This is a genomic window from Microbacterium sp. STRO-2N (assembly GCF_057747775.1).
In genome coordinates this window covers 2,997,251-3,012,676 of the sequence record NZ_CM173223.1, presented here as the reverse complement: position 1 = coordinate 3,012,676, position 15,426 = coordinate 2,997,251, and the positions used below count along the sequence as shown (strand labels likewise).

Genomic DNA, 15,426 nt, shown 5'->3' with positions numbered 1-15,426 from the left:
GACCGCGCAGGAGTATCGTGCCGCGCGGCGGCGCCGCTGTGGTCGTCGCCCGCTCGACCTGCTGGGGGGCCGCGCCGGGCGTCTTCTCTGGGGAGGGATACGCGATGAAGAAGACATTGGCGTGCGCGGCGGTGGCCGTGGCGCTCGTGCTCGGCAGCGGCGGAGCCGCGATGGCCGGCGAGACGAGGGGCAACGGAGACCCGAACGAGAACAGCGGCACACCGCATTCGGCGTGCCACTTCTCGGGCCTCGATGTCGCCGACGCAGGGGAGGGCAACCCTCCTGGCTTCGACGACGACTGGGCGGGGGAGCGCGGGAATCAGAGCCCGGGGGGCGAGGACCGCTACCACGGCGTGCAGAGCTACGGCGCCTTCGTGAGCTCCGGCGCGAAGGACTTCGTGCCGAGCCCCGGCGACGCGTGCCGCGGCAACGTGGTCCACGAGGAATAGCGCACCCGATCGCCGCCCGCCCCTCGTGAACCTGCGCCGGGGTGGGCGGCATGAGCCGCGCCGGTGGCTTATACCGCAGCATCCGGAAGTTTTCAAGAATCCAGGTGGACACGGCGCGTCTTCTGGCATATAGTGGGTCTTTGCGCTCTTGGATTCCCCCTGCCCTCATATGGTGGTCGGCTGTGCCTGTGTGCCCCCGCTCGGTTTGCGGTGTGCGACGCACGGGCTTTCGGGGACCGGAGCACTCCACCTGACGACAAGGAAACGAGCCCCTGACGGGGCCCACGGAGGTAATCCCCTTGGCTGCTGCGCGCAACGCATCCAACCCCACCACCACCCCTAAGAGCGGACGCGGAGCATCCCGCCTCTCGTTCGCCAAGATCTCCGACACGCTGACGGTCCCCGACCTTCTCGCGCTGCAGACCGAGTCGTTCGACTGGCTGGTCGGCAACGAGGCCTGGAAGGCGCGCGTCGCCGAGGCGAAGGCCGCCGGCCGCACCGACGTGCCCGAGATCAGCGGCCTCGAGGAGATCTTCGAGGAGATCTCGCCGATCGAGGACCTGAGCGAGACCATGCAGCTCTCGTTCACGAACCCCTACCTCGAGCCTGAGAAGTACTCCATCGAGGAGTGCAAGGAGCGCGGCAAGACCTACGCCGCCCCGCTCTACGTCGAGGCCGAGTTCATGAACCACCAGACCGGTGAGATCAAGACCCAGACGGTCTTCATGGGCGACTTCCCGCTCCAGACCGACAAGGGCACGTTCATCATCAACGGCACCGAGCGCGTCGTCGTGTCGCAGCTGGTCCGCTCGCCCGGCGTGTACTTCGACAAGACCCCCGACAAGACGTCCGACAAGGACATCGTGTCGGCACGCGTCATCCCCTCGCGCGGTGCGTGGCTCGAGTTCGAGATCGACAAGCGCGACCAGGTCGGCGTGCGCATCGACCGCAAGCGCAAGCAGTCGGTCACCGTGTTCCTCAAGGCCCTTGGCCTGACCTCGGAGGAGATCCTCGCCGAGTTCGCCGGCTTCGAGTCCATCGAAGAGACCCTGTCGAAGGACACGATCCTCACCAAGGAGGACGCGCTCCGCGACATCTACCGGAAGCTCCGTCCGGGCGAGCAGGTGGCCGCCGAGGCCGCTCGCGCCCTCCTCGACAACTTCTACTTCAACCCGAAGCGCTACGACCTCGCCAAGGTCGGCCGGTACAAGATCAACCACAAGCTCGGTCTCGACAAGCCGCTGTCGGACTCGGTGCTCACCGTCGACGACATCGTCGCGACCATCAAGTACCTGGTGCGCCTGCACCGCGGCGACGTCACGTTCGAGGGCGTGCGCGGCGGCAAGCAGGTCGAGATCCGTCTCGACATCGACGACATCGACAACTTCGGCAACCGCCGCATCCGCGCGGTCGGCGAGCTCATCCAGAACCAGGTCCGCACGGGTCTGTCGCGCATGGAGCGCGTCGTCCGCGAGCGCATGACCACGCAGGACATCGAGGCGATCACGCCGCAGACCCTGATCAACGTGCGCCCCGTCGTCGCCGCGATCAAGGAGTTCTTCGGAACGTCGCAGCTGTCGCAGTTCATGGATCAGAACAACCCGCTCGCGGGCCTGACCCACAAGCGCCGCCTGTCGGCGCTCGGCCCCGGCGGCCTGTCGCGTGAGCGCGCAGGCGTCGAGGTCCGTGACGTCCACCCGTCGCACTACGGCCGCATGTGCCCGATCGAGACCCCGGAAGGCCCGAACATCGGCCTGATCGGCTCGCTCGCGTCGTTCGCGCGTATCAACGCGTTCGGCTTCATCGAGACGCCGTACCGCAAGGTCGTCAGCGGCAAGGTCACCGACCAGATCGACTACCTGACCGCCTCCGAGGAGAGCGACTACATCGTCGCGCAGGCCGGTGTCGAGCTGAAGGCCGACGGCTCGTTCGCGCAGGACCGCGTGCTCGCCCGCCGCGGCCAGGGCGGCGAGGTCGACCTGTTCCACGCCGACGAGATCGGCTACATGGACGTCTCGCCGCGCCAGATGGTGTCGGTCGCGACCTCGCTCATCCCGTTCCTCGAGCACGACGACGCCAACCGCGCGCTCATGGGCGCCAACATGCAGCGCCAGGCGGTTCCGCTGCTCCGCTCGGAGTCGCCGGTGGTCGGCACGGGCATGGAGGGCTTCGCCGCGATCGACGCCGGTGACGTCGTCACCGCCGACAAGGCCGGTGTGGTCGTCGAGGTCTCGGCCGACGTGGTCACGGTGCAGCTCGACGAGGGCGGCACGCAGGACTACTTCCTGCGCAAGTTCGACCGCTCCAACCAGGGCACGAGCTACAACCAGCGCGTCGTGGTCTCGGCCGGCGACCGCGTCGAGGTCGGCGAGGTCATCGCCGACGGCCCCGCGACGGAGAACGGCGAGCTCGCCCTCGGCAAGAACCTCCTCGTGGCGTTCATGACCTGGGAGGGTCACAACTTCGAGGACGCGATCATCCTCAGCCAGGACCTCGTGAAGGACGACACCCTCTCCTCGATCCACATCGAGGAGTACGAGGTGGACGCCCGCGACACGAAGCTCGGCAAGGAGGAGATCACGCGCGACCTGCCGAACGTGAGCCCGGACCTCCTGAAGGACCTCGACGAGCGCGGCATCATCCGCATCGGCGCCGAGGTGCGCCCCGGCGACATCCTGGTCGGCAAGGTCACGCCGAAGGGCGAGACCGAGCTGTCGGCCGAGGAGCGCCTGCTCCGCGCGATCTTCAACGAGAAGAGCCGCGAGGTGCGTGACACGTCGCTGAAGGTGCCCCACGGTGAGCAGGGCACGATCATCGCGGTGAAGGAGTTCAACGCCGAGGACGGCGACGACGAGCTCGGCTCGGGCGTCAACCGCCGCGTCGTGGTCTACATCGCGCAGAAGCGCAAGATCACCGAGGGCGACAAGCTCGCCGGCCGCCACGGCAACAAGGGCGTCATCGCGAAGATCCTCCCCGTCGAGGACATGCCGTTCCTCGCGGACGGCACGCCCGTCGACGTGATCCTCAACCCGCTCGGCATCCCCGGCCGCATGAACTTCGGCCAGGTGCTCGAGACCCACCTCGGATGGGTCGCGAAGCAGGGCTGGAAGGTCGAGGGCAACCCCGAGTGGGCCGCGCGCCTGCCCGAGGAGGCCCGTGAGGCCGCCCCCGGCACCAAGGTCGCCACGCCGGTGTTCGACGGTGCGTTCGAGGAGGAGATCGCGGGTCTGCTCGACTCGACGCTCCCCACGCGCGACGGCGACCGCCTGATCGACTCGTCGGGCAAGACGCAGCTGTTCGATGGTCGCTCCGGCGAGCCGTTCCCGGCTCCGATCTCGGTCGGCTACATGTACATCCTGAAGCTGCACCACCTCGTGGACGACAAGATCCACGCGCGCTCGACGGGTCCGTACTCGATGATCACCCAGCAGCCGCTCGGTGGTAAGGCGCAGTTCGGCGGTCAGCGCTTCGGTGAGATGGAGGTGTGGGCCCTCGAGGCCTACGGCGCCGCGTACGCGCTGCAGGAGCTCCTCACGATCAAGTCCGACGACATCCTCGGCCGCGTCAAGGTGTACGAGGCGATCGTCAAGGGCGAGAACATCCAGGAGCCGGGCATCCCCGAGTCGTTCAAGGTGCTCATGAAGGAGATGCAGTCGCTCTGCCTGAACGTCGAGGTGCTCTCGGCCGACGGCACGGCGGTCAACCTCCGCGACACCGACGACGAGGCCTTCCGCGCCGCCGAGGAGCTCGGCATCAACATCTCCAGCCGTTTCGAGTCCTCGTCCATCGACGAGATCTGATCCGGCCAGGCAACGCAAGAATTCCGACACAGGAGAACTAGTGCTCGACGCAACAACTTTCGATGAGCTTCGCATCGGCCTGGCCACCGCCGACGACATCCGTCGCTGGTCCTACGGTGAGGTCAAGAAGCCCGAGACGATCAACTACCGCACGCTGAAGCCCGAGAAGGACGGTCTGTTCGGCGAGCAGATCTTCGGGCCCTCCCGCGACTGGGAGTGCGCCTGCGGCAAGTACAAGCGAGTCCGCTTCAAGGGCATCGTCTGCGAGCGCTGCGGCGTGGAGGTCACCAAGTCCTCCGTCCGCCGTGAGCGCATGGGCCACATCGAGCTCGCCGCGCCGGTGACCCACATCTGGTACTTCAAGGGCGTGCCCTCGCGCCTCGGGTACCTGCTCGACATGGCGCCGAAGGACCTCGAGAAGGTCATCTACTTCGCCGCCTACATGGTGATCTCGGTCGACGAGGATGCGCGCCACCGCGACCTCGCCACGCAGGAGAACAACATCCGCCTCGAGCTGAAGACGCTCGCCGACCGCCGCGACGCGCGCGTGGCGACCCGCCTGCAGAAGCTGGAGGAGGAGCTCGCCGCACTGGAGGCGGAGGGCGCCAAGGCCGACCAGAAGAAGAAGGTCAAGGACGCCGCCGAGAAGGAGATGGCCTCGATCCGCAAGAACGCGGACGACCAGATCGCCCGCCTGGAGCGCGTGTGGGAGGACTTCCGGACGCTCGAGGTCGGCCAGCTCAAGGGCGAGGACGAGATCTTCCACGAGCTGCAGGACCGCTTCGGTCAGTACTTCGAGGCCTACATGGGTGCGGAGTCGATCCAGCGCCGTCTCCAGGCCTTCGACCTGCAGGCCGAGGCCGACAGCCTCCACCTGCAGATCTCGGAGGGCAAGGGCCAGCGCAAGATCCGTGCGATCAAGCGCCTGAAGGTCGTCAACTCGTTCCTCGCGACCGGCATGAGCCCGGCCTCGATGGTGCTCGACGTCGTGCCGGTGATCCCGCCGGAGCTGCGCCCCATGGTGCAGCTGGACGGTGGCCGCTTCGCGACCTCCGACCTGAACGACCTGTACCGCCGGGTGATCAACCGCAACAACCGACTCCGCCGCCTGATCGACCTCGGCGCGCCTGAAATCATCGTCAACAACGAGAAGCGCATGCTGCAGGAGGCCGTCGACGCGCTGTTCGACAACGGCCGCCGCGGTCGTCCCGTCACGGGCACCGGCAACCGTGCGCTGAAGTCGCTGTCCGACATGCTCAAGGGCAAGCAGGGCCGGTTCCGCCAGAACCTGCTCGGCAAGCGCGTGGACTACTCGGGCCGTTCGGTCATCATCGTGGGCCCGCAGCTGAAGCTCCACCAGTGCGGTCTGCCCAAGCAGATGGCGCTCGAGCTGTTCAAGCCGTTCGTCATCAAGCGCCTGATCGACCTCGGTCACTCGCAGAACATCAAGGCCGCCAAGCGCGCCGTCGAGCGCACCCGCCCCGAGGTGTGGGACGTGCTCGAAGAGATCATCCGCGAGCGTCCGGTGCTGCTCAACCGCGCGCCCACGCTGCACCGCCTGGGCATCCAGGCGTTCGAGCCGCAGCTCGTCGAGGGCAAGGCCATCCAGCTCCACCCGCTCGTCTGCGCCGCGTTCAACGCGGACTTCGACGGTGACCAGATGGCCGTGCACCTTCCGCTGTCGGTCGAGGCCCAGGCCGAGGCCCGCATCCTGATGCTCGCCTCGAACAACATCCTGAAGCCGTCGGACGGCCGCCCGGTGACCCTGCCCTCGCAGGACATGATCATCGGTCTGCACCACCTGACCACGGTCCGGGAGGGCGCAGCCGGAGAGGGCCGCGTGTTCGGCTCGGTCGGCGAGGCGATCCTGGCCAAGGACGAGGGGACCCTCGACCTGCAGGCGAAGGTCCGCATCCGCATCCCGGGTCTCACGTTCCTCGAGGGCGAAGCCCCCGAGGGCTATGAGCGTCACGGTCTCGTGGACGCGTCGCTCGGCCAGGCGATCTTCAACGACACGCTCCCCAAGGGCTACCCGTTCGTGCGCGAGCAGGCCGACAAGGGCAAGCTGTCGCAGATCGTGAACAAGCTCGCCGAGGAGTACCCGAAGGTGGAGGTCGCGGCATCCCTCGACCGCATCAAGGACGCCGGCTTCTACTGGGCCACCCGCTCGGGTGTCACGGTGGCGCTCAGCGACATCCTCACGCCCCCCAACAAGGGCGAGATCGTCGCGGGCTACGAGAAGCAGGCCGCGAAGGTGCAGGCGCAGTTCGAGAAGGGTCTCACGACCGACGCCGAGCGTCGCCAGGAGCTCATCAAGATCTGGACCGAGGCGACCGACGAGGTCCAGAAGGCGATGCGCGACAACTTCCCGGCGGACAACACCATCAACCGCATGGTGTCGTCGGGTGCGCGTGGTAACTGGCTGCAGATCCGCAACATCGCGGGCATGCGAGGCCTGGTGAACAACCCGAAGGGTGAGATCATCCCGCGCCCGATCATCTCGTCGTACCGCGAGGGCCTGTCGGTGGCGGAGTACTTCATCGCGACGCACGGTGCCCGAAAGGGTCTGGCCGACACGGCTCTCCGTACGGCCGACTCGGGCTACCTCACGCGTCGTCTCGTGGACGTCTCGCAGGATGTCATCATCCGCGAGGAGGACTGCGGCACGACCAAGGGCCTCGAGTTCACGATCGCCGCTCCGGGTGCCGACGGTGCCCTGGTGCGCGACGCGAACGTCGAGAACTCGGTCTTCGCCCGCACGCTCGCGGCGGATGTGACCGCTCCGAACGGCGAGGTCGTCGCGGCGGCCGGTGACGACGTCGGCGACGTCCTCATCGACAAGCTCGTCGAGGCGGGTGTCGAGTCGATCAAGGTCCGCTCGGTGCTCACGTGCGACTCGGCCGTCGGCGTCTGCGCCAAGTGCTACGGCCGTTCGCTGGCAACGGGCAAGATCGTCGACATCGGCGAGGCGGTCGGCATCATCGCGGCCCAGTCGATCGGTGAGCCCGGCACGCAGCTGACGATGCGTACCTTCCACACCGGTGGCTCGGCGTCGGCCGACGACATCACGCAGGGTCTTCCCCGCGTGCAGGAGCTGTTCGAGGCCCGCACCCCCAAGGGCGCGTCGCCGATCGCCGAGGCCGACGGCCGCATCACGATCGACGAGACCGAGAAGTCGAAGAAGGTCATCCTCACGCCCGACAACGGCGACGAGCCGCACGTCTACCCGGTCCTGAAGCGCGCGACGCTCCTGGTCGAGGACGGACAGCACGTCACCGTGGGTCAGCCGCTGCAGGTCGGCACGCTCGACCCCAAGGAGGTCATGCGCGTGCAGGGTGCCCGTGAGGTGCAGAAGTACCTCGTCAACGGCGTCCAGGGCGTGTACCGCTCGCAGGGTGTGCCGATCCACGACAAGCACATCGAGGTCATCGTCCGTCAGATGCTGCGCAAGGTCACCGTGGTCGACCACGGCGAGACCACGCTGCTCCCGGGTGAGCTGGTGGACTTCAAGCGCTACCAGAACATGAATCGCGAGGCCGTGGCCGAGGGCAAGCGCCCCGCGTCGGGTCGTCCGGAGCTCATGGGTATCACGAAGGCGTCGCTCGCGACCGAGTCGTGGCTGTCGGCCGCGTCGTTCCAGGAGACCACCCGCGTCCTCACGCAGGCGGCCATGGAGGGCAAGAGCGACCCGCTCGTCGGCCTCAAGGAGAACGTCATCATCGGAAAGCTCATCCCCGCCGGAACCGGTCTTGCGAAGTACCGCAACGTCACGGTCGAGGCGACGGAGGAGGCCAAGAGCGAGCGGTACCCGAACCGCATCTTCGCCTCGGACGGCGCGTACACCGACGCCGACCTGAGCTACGTCGACTTCGACAGCTTCTCCACGGACGGTTTCACCACCGACTACAACTGATCTCGAGCGAGATCAGCAGAGCGAAGGGCCCCGGTTCGCCGGGGCCCTTCGTTCGTGTCGACGGATGCCTCAGCCGGCCGGCTGCGACATCCCGGTGTCGTCGTCGCCGCTGCCGGGGGCGACGTTCTGCTTCACGCGGTCGGCGGTGTCGCGCGTCTCGTCCTTGACCCGCTCGGCGGCGTCCATGGCCTCCTCCTTGACCTGCTCGACGGCATCGCGTGCGGGCTGCTCGAGCCCGGCGGCGACATCCTTCGCGGCTTGGGTGGCGGAGTCCACGAGCGGCGCGGCCGTCTCGCGCAGCGAGTTCGCGAGGCGGCGCTCGGCCGGGGTGGGCGCAGCGAAGGAAGCCGCGAGCCAGCCGAGGCCGAAGGCGACGAGCCCGACGGCGATGGGCGCGCCCTGCGCGGTGCGTGCAGCCCGCTTCGGCATCTCGGCCATGCTCCGGCCGGCGCTGTCGACGGTGTCGGACGCGGCGTGACCGACGTCCTCCGCGACGCCCATGACACGCTCCTTGACGTCTTCGAACGCGCGGCGCATGCGCGTCTTCTGGCGTTCCATGATCTTGTCGGGCGTGACCTTGTCGGCGAGCGCGTCGACGTCTCGGCCGAGTTCTCCTCGCGTCACCTCGATGTCGGCGCGGATCTGGTCGGGGGTGCTCATGATCGGTTCTCCTCGTTCCTCTTGAACGCTTCGGGAATTTCCTTCACCGTCTCGACGGTCTGCGGTGCGCCGCGCACGGAGCGGATGCGTCCCATGCCGACGGCGTACAGCACTACGGCCACGATCGCCCAGATGGCGGCGACGATGACGCCCGACCACCCGCCGCCGACGAGCAGTCCCAGCGCCCACCAGAGGGCGATCGACAGGAACAGCAGCGTCATCATGGCGGCGTAGCCGGCGCCGCCGAGCAGCCCTGCGCCCAAGCCGCTGCGCTTTGCGGAGTCGGCGAGCTCCGCCTTGGCGAGCTCGAGCTCCTTGCGCATCAGCTCCGACAGGTCGCGCGACACCTCTCCGACGAGTTCGCCGAGCGATGTCGTGGCCGCCTTCTCCTGCGATGGCGTCGGCATGTCGGTCATGGTCGTGCCTCACCGCTCGGCGACCATTCGTCCTGGCCGCCACCTCCGCTGCCGGTGGCGCCGGTCGCCCCGGGCTCGGTCGACCCGGGCTCGGCCGGCTCGCCGGCCAGCGAATCCGCGATCGGGGTGTCGCCGCTGCGGACGCCCGCTCCGGGGACCCCCTCGCCGACGCCGGATGCCGTCATCCCCTCGCCGCCTCCGGGCGTCGCGCCGTACGCGCCGGCCGTCGCGCCGTAGCCCCCGCCCGATGAGCCGTATCCCGCGCCGGTGCCGGTGCTCGGACTCGCTCCCGTCCCGCTGGATGCTCCGACGGGTGTCGCCGGGCGCGCCGCGGTCACACGACCGTCCGCGCCACCGTCGCGCTCGGCCATCAGGGCGCGCGTGAGGCGCCCGGCCACGATGCCGAGGCCGACGGCAGCGACGATGAACACGCCGGTGTGACGGCGGGCGAACCCGCGGACCTCCTGCACCAGGTCGGCGGGCTCCCGCTGCTCCAGCCACGACGCGACATCGCGCGACTGGCGACCCAGTCCGCGCACGAGCCCCGTCGCCATGCCGTCCGCCGGCGAGGCGCTCGCCATCTCGCTCAGCTCGTCACCCGCGGACCGCAGCGCTTCGGCCGCGCGGCGCTGCTGCGTCGACGCCTGCTCGGTCACCTGCGTTCGCGTCTCGTCGAGGAAGCCGCGTGCCGCCCGCTTGGCCTCGTGCGCCACGTGCCCCGCTTCGTCGCCGGCCACTCCGGCGACGTGCATGGCGGCCGCGTCGACCTCCGCGACCGTCTCGATGGTGCGCTCCTTGAGATCCTCGCCGCTCGCGGCGGCGTCGGTGCGCTGCCCCATTCCCTCTGAAGACATGCTCATCCTCCACTCTCATCAGCGGTCCGCGGTCCGGTGTTCCGGTCCCGCCGTCGCCCCTGTGGCGAACCACGATGCGTTGTGCCGGGATGCGGCCGAAGGGGGTCGCCATTGCGAGGGCGACCGGGTATTCTGTGCGCCCGTTCCGCACGCGGCGGCCGGTCGACGGGAGGATGGCGGATGCCTCGGGGCGAGGCATCCTGCCGGTGCGCTGCGCGCCGTACCGAAGCCATCGTGATCGCGGCTTACCGTGTAGGCGGAGGTGGGGGCCCATGGCGCGCGTCGGCGGTCGGAACTCGTGGATCGCCGTGCCTGCTGGCGTCGTGTGCGCCGCGATCGTCGCGGGGCTCGCGTATCTCGCGCTGCCGATGGTGCCGGTGACGGCCGCGTGGATCGGCGACACGCTGCGGCGAGCGTCGGCGGCTCCGCCGGAGCCGACACCGGAGGCCTCGATCGCGCGGCAGGCGGCGGAGGGCGCACAGATCGACTGCCGGAACCTCTACCCCGACGACCTGTGGAACGAGCTCACGTGGCGCGCCGGCTCGCGGCTCAGCCAGACCACGGCGGCGCCGGCCACGCAGGCGACCTCGTTCGCCGATGCGGTGACTCCGGAGGTCGTGATCACGTGCGAGTGGCATTCGTCCGAGGGCGGAATCGTCACGACGCTCTCGCGCGTGGACGCCGATGCCGGCTCGATCGCCGAGGCGGCGCTCACGGGGCAGGGGTTCTCGTGCAGCGCCTCCGGCGGTGCTCTGGCGTGCGCGCGCACCGAGGCCGGTCTGCTCGAGGAGCACACGCTGCGCGACGGGCTGTGGCTCGTGAGTGCCGAGACGCGGTGGCATCCCGAGGACTACGGCGCGCGTCTCGAGCGCAACGTCTTCCGGTGAACGGCCTAGCCGAAGACGCTCGCGACGATCGCCGCGGTGTACCCGCTCGGTGCGAGGTTCGAATAGCGCGAGTCGATGAGGATGTCGTCGCGCCAGAACAGCGTGCGTCCGTCTGTGACCGGATAGACCTCGTTCGGCCAGGTCTTCTCGCAGCGCGTGCCGCCGTCGGGGGTGTAGCACGTGAATCCCTCGTCGGCGACGAGCGCGTTGAGCATGTCGAGGGCGGGGCCGCGCGAGACGGCGGAGATCGTCGTGACGAGCTTCGTGGTGTCGGCCGCAGGGTCGCCCCAGGCGCAGATGAGACTGCCGTCGTCCTGCGGCCCCGACGGTCCGAATGCGGGGTCGTTGAGCGGCACTCCGTCGAGCTCGGCGAGCACCGCCGCCGTGAGCATCCCGCGGCAGTCGTCGGGGATCTCCGCGTGAGCAGTCGCCGACGGTGTGGGCGTCGGAGTCGCACTGCTCTCGGGTGACGACGCCGAACCGGACGCCGTGGGCGTGGAGTCCGTGGGAGCCGGCTCGGGGGCGCAGGCTGCGAGCAGTGCGACGGCGAGAAGGAGAGCCCCCACGCCGGCGCCCCGTGTCGCTCGGTGTGACATGGGCCCAGAGTAGAGGCATCCGTCGACGCGTCCGTGCGCACCGCGCCGCCGGACGTCGCGGATTCCCCCGGCACGCCTCCGCGGCGGACGCCCGAGCGGGGACTACTCTCGCACTGCGGGAAACAAGCCCGCGTGAGGAGTGCCTGCGATGAGTGACCCCAAGTCGTCTTACGGCGAGCCCGTCGAGGAGCCCGGCGACGTCGACGATGTCGTCGGTCGCGCCAACGAGGGCCTCGCCGAGGCGGAGGCCGCCCGCCGCGACGCGGTCGCACCCGGTCCGGAGCAGACGGATGCCTCGGCCGACGCCGCGGCGTCCTCCGTGCCGGTCGCCGCCGAGCCGGTGTCCGAGCCCGCCGCCGCGCCCGCGTCCGACCAGGGCGCCGCCGAGCGTGCCGGCAGCGCCTCCGAGCCCGAGCCGCCCGCCCCGGCTCCCGCCGAGCCCGACCCGTGGGACACGCCGGAGGCGGCATCCCTCGACTACCGCTCCTCTGCCGCCGACACCGCGGTCTACACGCCCGCCGACGACTCGCCGACGGTCGTGGCGGCTCCGGTCGTGACGCCCAGTGAGCCCGTCGCGGACTCCGCGTATTCGGCGGCTCCGCAGCCGATCTTCGTGCAGGCGCCGGAGGCGCCCCGGCCGCGCGGCAATCGCGCCGCGGCGGGCGCCATCGGACTGCTCGCAGCGCTGTCGTTCGCGATCCTGTACTTCGCCGTGTGGCTCGGCGTCGGCGCGATCCGCGGCGACGTGAGCGCCGACAACGTCGGCACGGTGGCCCTCGAGTACCTCGCGACGTGGTCGCTGTGGGTTCCGGTCATCGTCTTCTTCGTCGCGTTCTGGCTGCTCGGCGCCATCATCAACCGCGGGCGGTGGGGTGCGTGGGTGGTGTTCGGCCTGCTCGTCGGATTCGCCGCGTACGGCGGCCACCTCCTCGGTGCGCTGTTCCAGGCGCCGTTCTGGGAGCTCACGCTCAGCCAGGGTCAGGAGCTGGTCGGCGCCGAGCTGCTCACGCCCATGGCGTTCGCAGCATTCGTCATCGGCCGCGAGCTGACCATCTGGTTCGGTGCGTGGGCGGCGGCGCGCGGCAAGCGCGTCACCGAGCTCAACGTCGAGGCGCAGCGAGAGTACGAGCGCACGCTCGAGGCCGGGCCGCAGATCGTCCGGCCATGACGAGCGGGGCGCCGGGACGCGAGGGCGGTCCGGTCCGCCCCGTCACGGCGCTCGCGTTCGCCACGGTCGGGTTCGTTGCGCTGGCGATCTTCGGACTCGGCATGACGAGCCTGGTCGCGAGTCAGGACGTCATCGCCACGCCAGGGCTCGGCCAGGTCCCCGGGATCGCCGGCATGGTGCTCGCGACACTCGCGTTCGCTGGCGGGCTGTGGGCCTCGATCCGCGGGGCGGGGGCGACGGATGCCGCTGCACCGGGTGAGACGGCAGAATCCGCGCCGGGCGCGCCTCGGGGCGGCCCCGGTGCGGCCGGGCCGAGGCATCCGTCGTTCTGGGGTGCGGCGTGGACGACGGCCGCGTGCTTCGTCGCGTACCTCGCCGGAGTGTGGCTGGGGGCGGTCTTCTCGGGCGCCGGGCCGGGGGTCGCCGGGGGAGTCGTGGGACGCCTCGCGACGTCGTGGTTCGGGCTGGTGATCGCGGCGGCGGCCTTCGTGTGCGCCTGGGCGGGGATCGCTCTCGTGCGCACGCGCGCGCACCGGCCGCGCTGGCCGTGGGAGGACGAGTTCGACGAGTGACGCGCGAAACCGGGCGCCGGGCGCCGGCCCGTACTACCGTTGAGCCCGTGGAGCGGTCGCTCGAGACCCAGGTCAGCCAGGCGGTGGACGCCTGGCTCGTGTGGCTGCCGCGGTGGGAGCCGTCCACGCATCGCGGACGCACCGCGCCCTGCCGCCGCTGCTTCGGGTCGCCGGTGCTGTCGGCCGCAGGTCTCGGCGCCGACGTGCCGCACGGCGTGCAGCACGGGCTCTCGACGCGCATCAAGACCATCGTCGACCGCGCGGTCGCCGAGTACACGGCCCTCAACCTCCCGATGCTTCAGGCCGAGCTCGACCAGCAGGCCGCACGCAACCATGCGCGCAGCTATCGCCCCACGGAAGGACTCGACCCCGAGTTCGAGGGCCTCCCGCTCGACCCCGATCCGGTGCCCGGCGCGCCGTTCCTCTTCACGATCGCGGGCCTCGCCGAGCAGTCGGATGCCGATGTGCCCGACCTGCCGCCGCTGACCGAGGAGGCCAAGGCGGCGCTGCGGCAGGAGGTCGGCCTCGCCGACGACTACGCCAACATGGTCGGCCGAGAGGTGTGCACGATCCTGCTGCACCACCGCCTGCGGATCCAGGCCGCGATCGCCGAGTTCGTGGAGCCTCAGATCGAGGCGATGCTCGCCGACCTCACGAAGTCCCTCGACGCCCCCTTCGACCCCCACGACCCCCGCAACGACTGACCGCCACCCCCGTTCGCGGCATCCGTCACCCGCCTCCGCCCTCCCGGGATGCGAAAACACCAGTCGACGACGATGACGCGCCGGTGGCGGATGCCTCGGCACGGCGTGTTGCCGTGACGGACTGGTGTTTTCGCGCCACCGGGGCGCCGGGTCGCCGATCCCGATCGGACACGGACAGCCGACTACTCCACTGCCATGCGCCCTGGCTCCTCCACAGGCCGCCGACGACGGGGACTCTCCACAGAGCGTGCGCAGTCGGCGATCTCAGAACGTGCAGGCGAGCAGGCTCGTGGCCATGTCTGTCGAATCCGCGGTCGACGCCGTCCGCCGCCTGGGCGGCACGGCGCGGACGTCGCAGCTGGTCACGCGAGGCGTGAGCCGCACCGATCTCACCCATGCTGTTCGCGAGGGGCGGATGCTTCGACCGCGCAAGGGCGTTTACGCGCTTCCCGAAACCTCGCGCGCGGTCGTCGAGGCTCTGAGTCATCGGGGGCGGGCGGCGTGTGTGAGCGCGGGGCGCGAGATGGGGCTGTGGATCCTCGACGCGAACTCGGATGAGCGGGTGCACACCTGGGTGCGCCCGGGGCACCATCCGACGCGCCTGCTGATCGATCCCGACATCGAAGACGACTCGTGCTGCGTGTTCCACCGCGACATTCCCGTGGACGATCCCACTCTGGATCGGGTGGGCGTCATCCAGTGCGTGCTCCAGATCCTTCGGTGCAAAGGCCATGAGGTCTTCTTCGCCGCGCTTGAGTCCGCCCTCCGGCACCGGCTCGTCGTCCCCTCCTCCCGGGAGTGGCTCCGCCGCCTCGTGCCCGTGGACTCGCGCTGGCTGGTCGACTTCGCGCGCACCGACGCCGACAGCGGTCTCGAGTCCTTGCTCCGCCTCCGCCTCCATCGGCATGGCATCGCGCTCGCGAGCCAGGTCAGGATCCCGGGTGTCGGCAGGGTGGACTTCGTCCTCGGCGACTGCCTGATCATCGAGGCCGATGGCGACTCTCACGACGGACCTGCGCGACACCGCGATCGTGTGCGGGACGCCGTTGCCATGGCCCTGGGGTTCGTGACGCTTCGGCTGGACTATGCGCTGATCATCCACGACTGGGATCTCGTCGAGGACGCGATCCTCGCCGCCGTGCGCCGCGGTCTTCACCGGAGCATCGCTGGTCTCACCTGGTGACGTGACTGCAGCGGGGCGCCCCCGTTCGCACCGTCGCCCGACGCTGCTCGGACTCGGGGGCCCGGCATCCCTCACCCGCCTCCGGCGTCCCGGGCGCGAAAACACCAGTCGACGACGGTGACGCGCCGGTGACGGATGCCTCGGCACGGCGCGTTGCCGTGACGGACTGGTGTTTTCGCAACAGAGGGGGCGCTGGCGGGGACTCGCAGGTGGCTTTGTTAGCA

General features: G+C 69.8%; 12 protein-coding genes. 8 read left to right on the top strand and 4 right to left on the bottom strand.

The features are described 5' to 3' along the window. The first annotated feature begins 104 nt into the window (after window positions 1–104). From AC3ANN_RS13985 to rpoC, 3 genes are all read left to right on the top strand, one after another. Window positions 105–449, top strand: coding sequence for a hypothetical protein (locus AC3ANN_RS13985; RefSeq protein ID WP_488337988.1), 345 nt, complete (start codon window positions 105–107; stop codon window positions 447–449). A 299-nt stretch (window positions 450–748) separates the two neighbouring features. Then, complete coding sequence (gene rpoB / locus AC3ANN_RS13980; RefSeq protein WP_488337987.1) at window positions 749–4,249, top strand: DNA-directed RNA polymerase subunit beta; 3,501 nt, start codon at window positions 749–751, stop codon at window positions 4,247–4,249. 40 nt (window positions 4,250–4,289) lie between these two features. Further along, on the top strand, window positions 4,290–8,162 hold the full coding sequence (gene rpoC, locus AC3ANN_RS13975; protein WP_488337986.1) for a DNA-directed RNA polymerase subunit beta': 3,873 nt from the start codon (window positions 4,290–4,292) through the stop codon (window positions 8,160–8,162). Window positions 8,163–8,231: 69 nt separating this feature from the next. Here the strand turns inward: rpoC and AC3ANN_RS13970 are convergent, their stop codons facing one another. The 3 genes from AC3ANN_RS13970 to AC3ANN_RS13960 are packed head-to-tail and all read right to left on the bottom strand — an operon-like array spanning window position 8,232 to window position 10,092. After that, a complete protein-coding gene (locus AC3ANN_RS13970) occupies window positions 8,232–8,822 on the bottom strand; it encodes a DUF3618 domain-containing protein (protein WP_488337985.1) in 591 nt (196 codons plus the stop codon). Continuing rightward, window positions 8,819–9,238 (bottom strand): phage holin family protein, encoded by a 420-nt coding sequence (locus tag AC3ANN_RS13965; protein ID WP_488337984.1) that lies wholly within the window; start codon window positions 9,236–9,238, stop codon window positions 8,819–8,821. The genes AC3ANN_RS13970 and AC3ANN_RS13965 overlap by 4 nt, the downstream gene beginning before the upstream one ends. Next, window positions 9,235–10,092, bottom strand: coding sequence for a hypothetical protein (locus AC3ANN_RS13960; RefSeq protein WP_488337983.1), 858 nt, complete (start codon window positions 10,090–10,092; stop codon window positions 9,235–9,237). The genes AC3ANN_RS13965 and AC3ANN_RS13960 overlap by 4 nt, the downstream gene beginning before the upstream one ends. A gap of 272 nt (window positions 10,093–10,364) precedes the next feature. On the opposite strand from AC3ANN_RS13960, the gene AC3ANN_RS13955 reads away from it, so the two are divergent. Next, entirely contained in the window at window positions 10,365–10,979 is a 615-nt protein-coding gene (locus AC3ANN_RS13955; protein WP_488337982.1) for a hypothetical protein, read from the top strand. 5 nt (window positions 10,980–10,984) lie between these two features. Here the strand turns inward: AC3ANN_RS13955 and AC3ANN_RS13950 are convergent, their stop codons facing one another. Continuing rightward, window positions 10,985–11,575 (bottom strand): hypothetical protein, encoded by a 591-nt coding sequence (locus tag AC3ANN_RS13950; RefSeq protein WP_488337981.1) that lies wholly within the window; start codon window positions 11,573–11,575, stop codon window positions 10,985–10,987. Between the two features lie 148 nt (window positions 11,576–11,723). Here AC3ANN_RS13950 and AC3ANN_RS13945 point away from each other — a divergent pair, with 148 nt between their 5' ends. From AC3ANN_RS13945 to AC3ANN_RS13930, 4 genes are all read left to right on the top strand, one after another. After that, the gene (locus AC3ANN_RS13945) at window positions 11,724–12,743 is read left to right on the top strand and encodes an ABC transporter (RefSeq protein ID WP_488337980.1); all 1,020 of its coding nucleotides are present in this window, start codon (window positions 11,724–11,726) and stop codon (window positions 12,741–12,743) included. After that, window positions 12,740–13,315 (top strand): hypothetical protein, encoded by a 576-nt coding sequence (locus AC3ANN_RS13940; protein ID WP_488337979.1) that lies wholly within the window; start codon window positions 12,740–12,742, stop codon window positions 13,313–13,315. The genes AC3ANN_RS13945 and AC3ANN_RS13940 overlap by 4 nt, the downstream gene beginning before the upstream one ends. A 47-nt stretch (window positions 13,316–13,362) precedes the next feature. Next, window positions 13,363–14,019: a spermidine/putrescine ABC transporter substrate-binding protein gene (locus AC3ANN_RS13935; protein WP_488337978.1), complete on the top strand. Its 657-nt coding sequence runs from the start codon at window positions 13,363–13,365 to the stop codon at window positions 14,017–14,019. Window positions 14,020–14,314: 295 nt separating this feature from the next. Further along, window positions 14,315–15,202, top strand: a complete 888-nt coding sequence (locus AC3ANN_RS13930; RefSeq protein ID WP_488337977.1) for a type IV toxin-antitoxin system AbiEi family antitoxin domain-containing protein — start codon at window positions 14,315–14,317, stop codon at window positions 15,200–15,202. Window positions 15,203–15,426: the final 224 nt, after the last annotated feature.

Coding starts and splice junctions, on each gene's coding strand:
- AC3ANN_RS13950 (WP_488337981.1), bottom strand. CDS start 11,575: ATGTCACACCGAGCGACACGGGGCGCCGGCGTGGGGGCTCTCCTTCTC.
- AC3ANN_RS13970 (WP_488337985.1), bottom strand. CDS start 8,822: ATGAGCACCCCCGACCAGATCCGCGCCGACATCGAGGTGACGCGAGGA.
- AC3ANN_RS13930 (WP_488337977.1), top strand. CDS start 14,315: ATGTCTGTCGAATCCGCGGTCGACGCCGTCCGCCGCCTGGGCGGCACG.
- AC3ANN_RS13940 (WP_488337979.1), top strand. CDS start 12,740: ATGACGAGCGGGGCGCCGGGACGCGAGGGCGGTCCGGTCCGCCCCGTC.
- AC3ANN_RS13965 (WP_488337984.1), bottom strand. CDS start 9,238: ATGACCGACATGCCGACGCCATCGCAGGAGAAGGCGGCCACGACATCG.
- AC3ANN_RS13960 (WP_488337983.1), bottom strand. CDS start 10,092: ATGTCTTCAGAGGGAATGGGGCAGCGCACCGACGCCGCCGCGAGCGGC.
- AC3ANN_RS13955 (WP_488337982.1), top strand. CDS start 10,365: ATGGCGCGCGTCGGCGGTCGGAACTCGTGGATCGCCGTGCCTGCTGGC.
- AC3ANN_RS13945 (WP_488337980.1), top strand. CDS start 11,724: ATGAGTGACCCCAAGTCGTCTTACGGCGAGCCCGTCGAGGAGCCCGGC.
- AC3ANN_RS13985 (WP_488337988.1), top strand. CDS start 105: ATGAAGAAGACATTGGCGTGCGCGGCGGTGGCCGTGGCGCTCGTGCTC.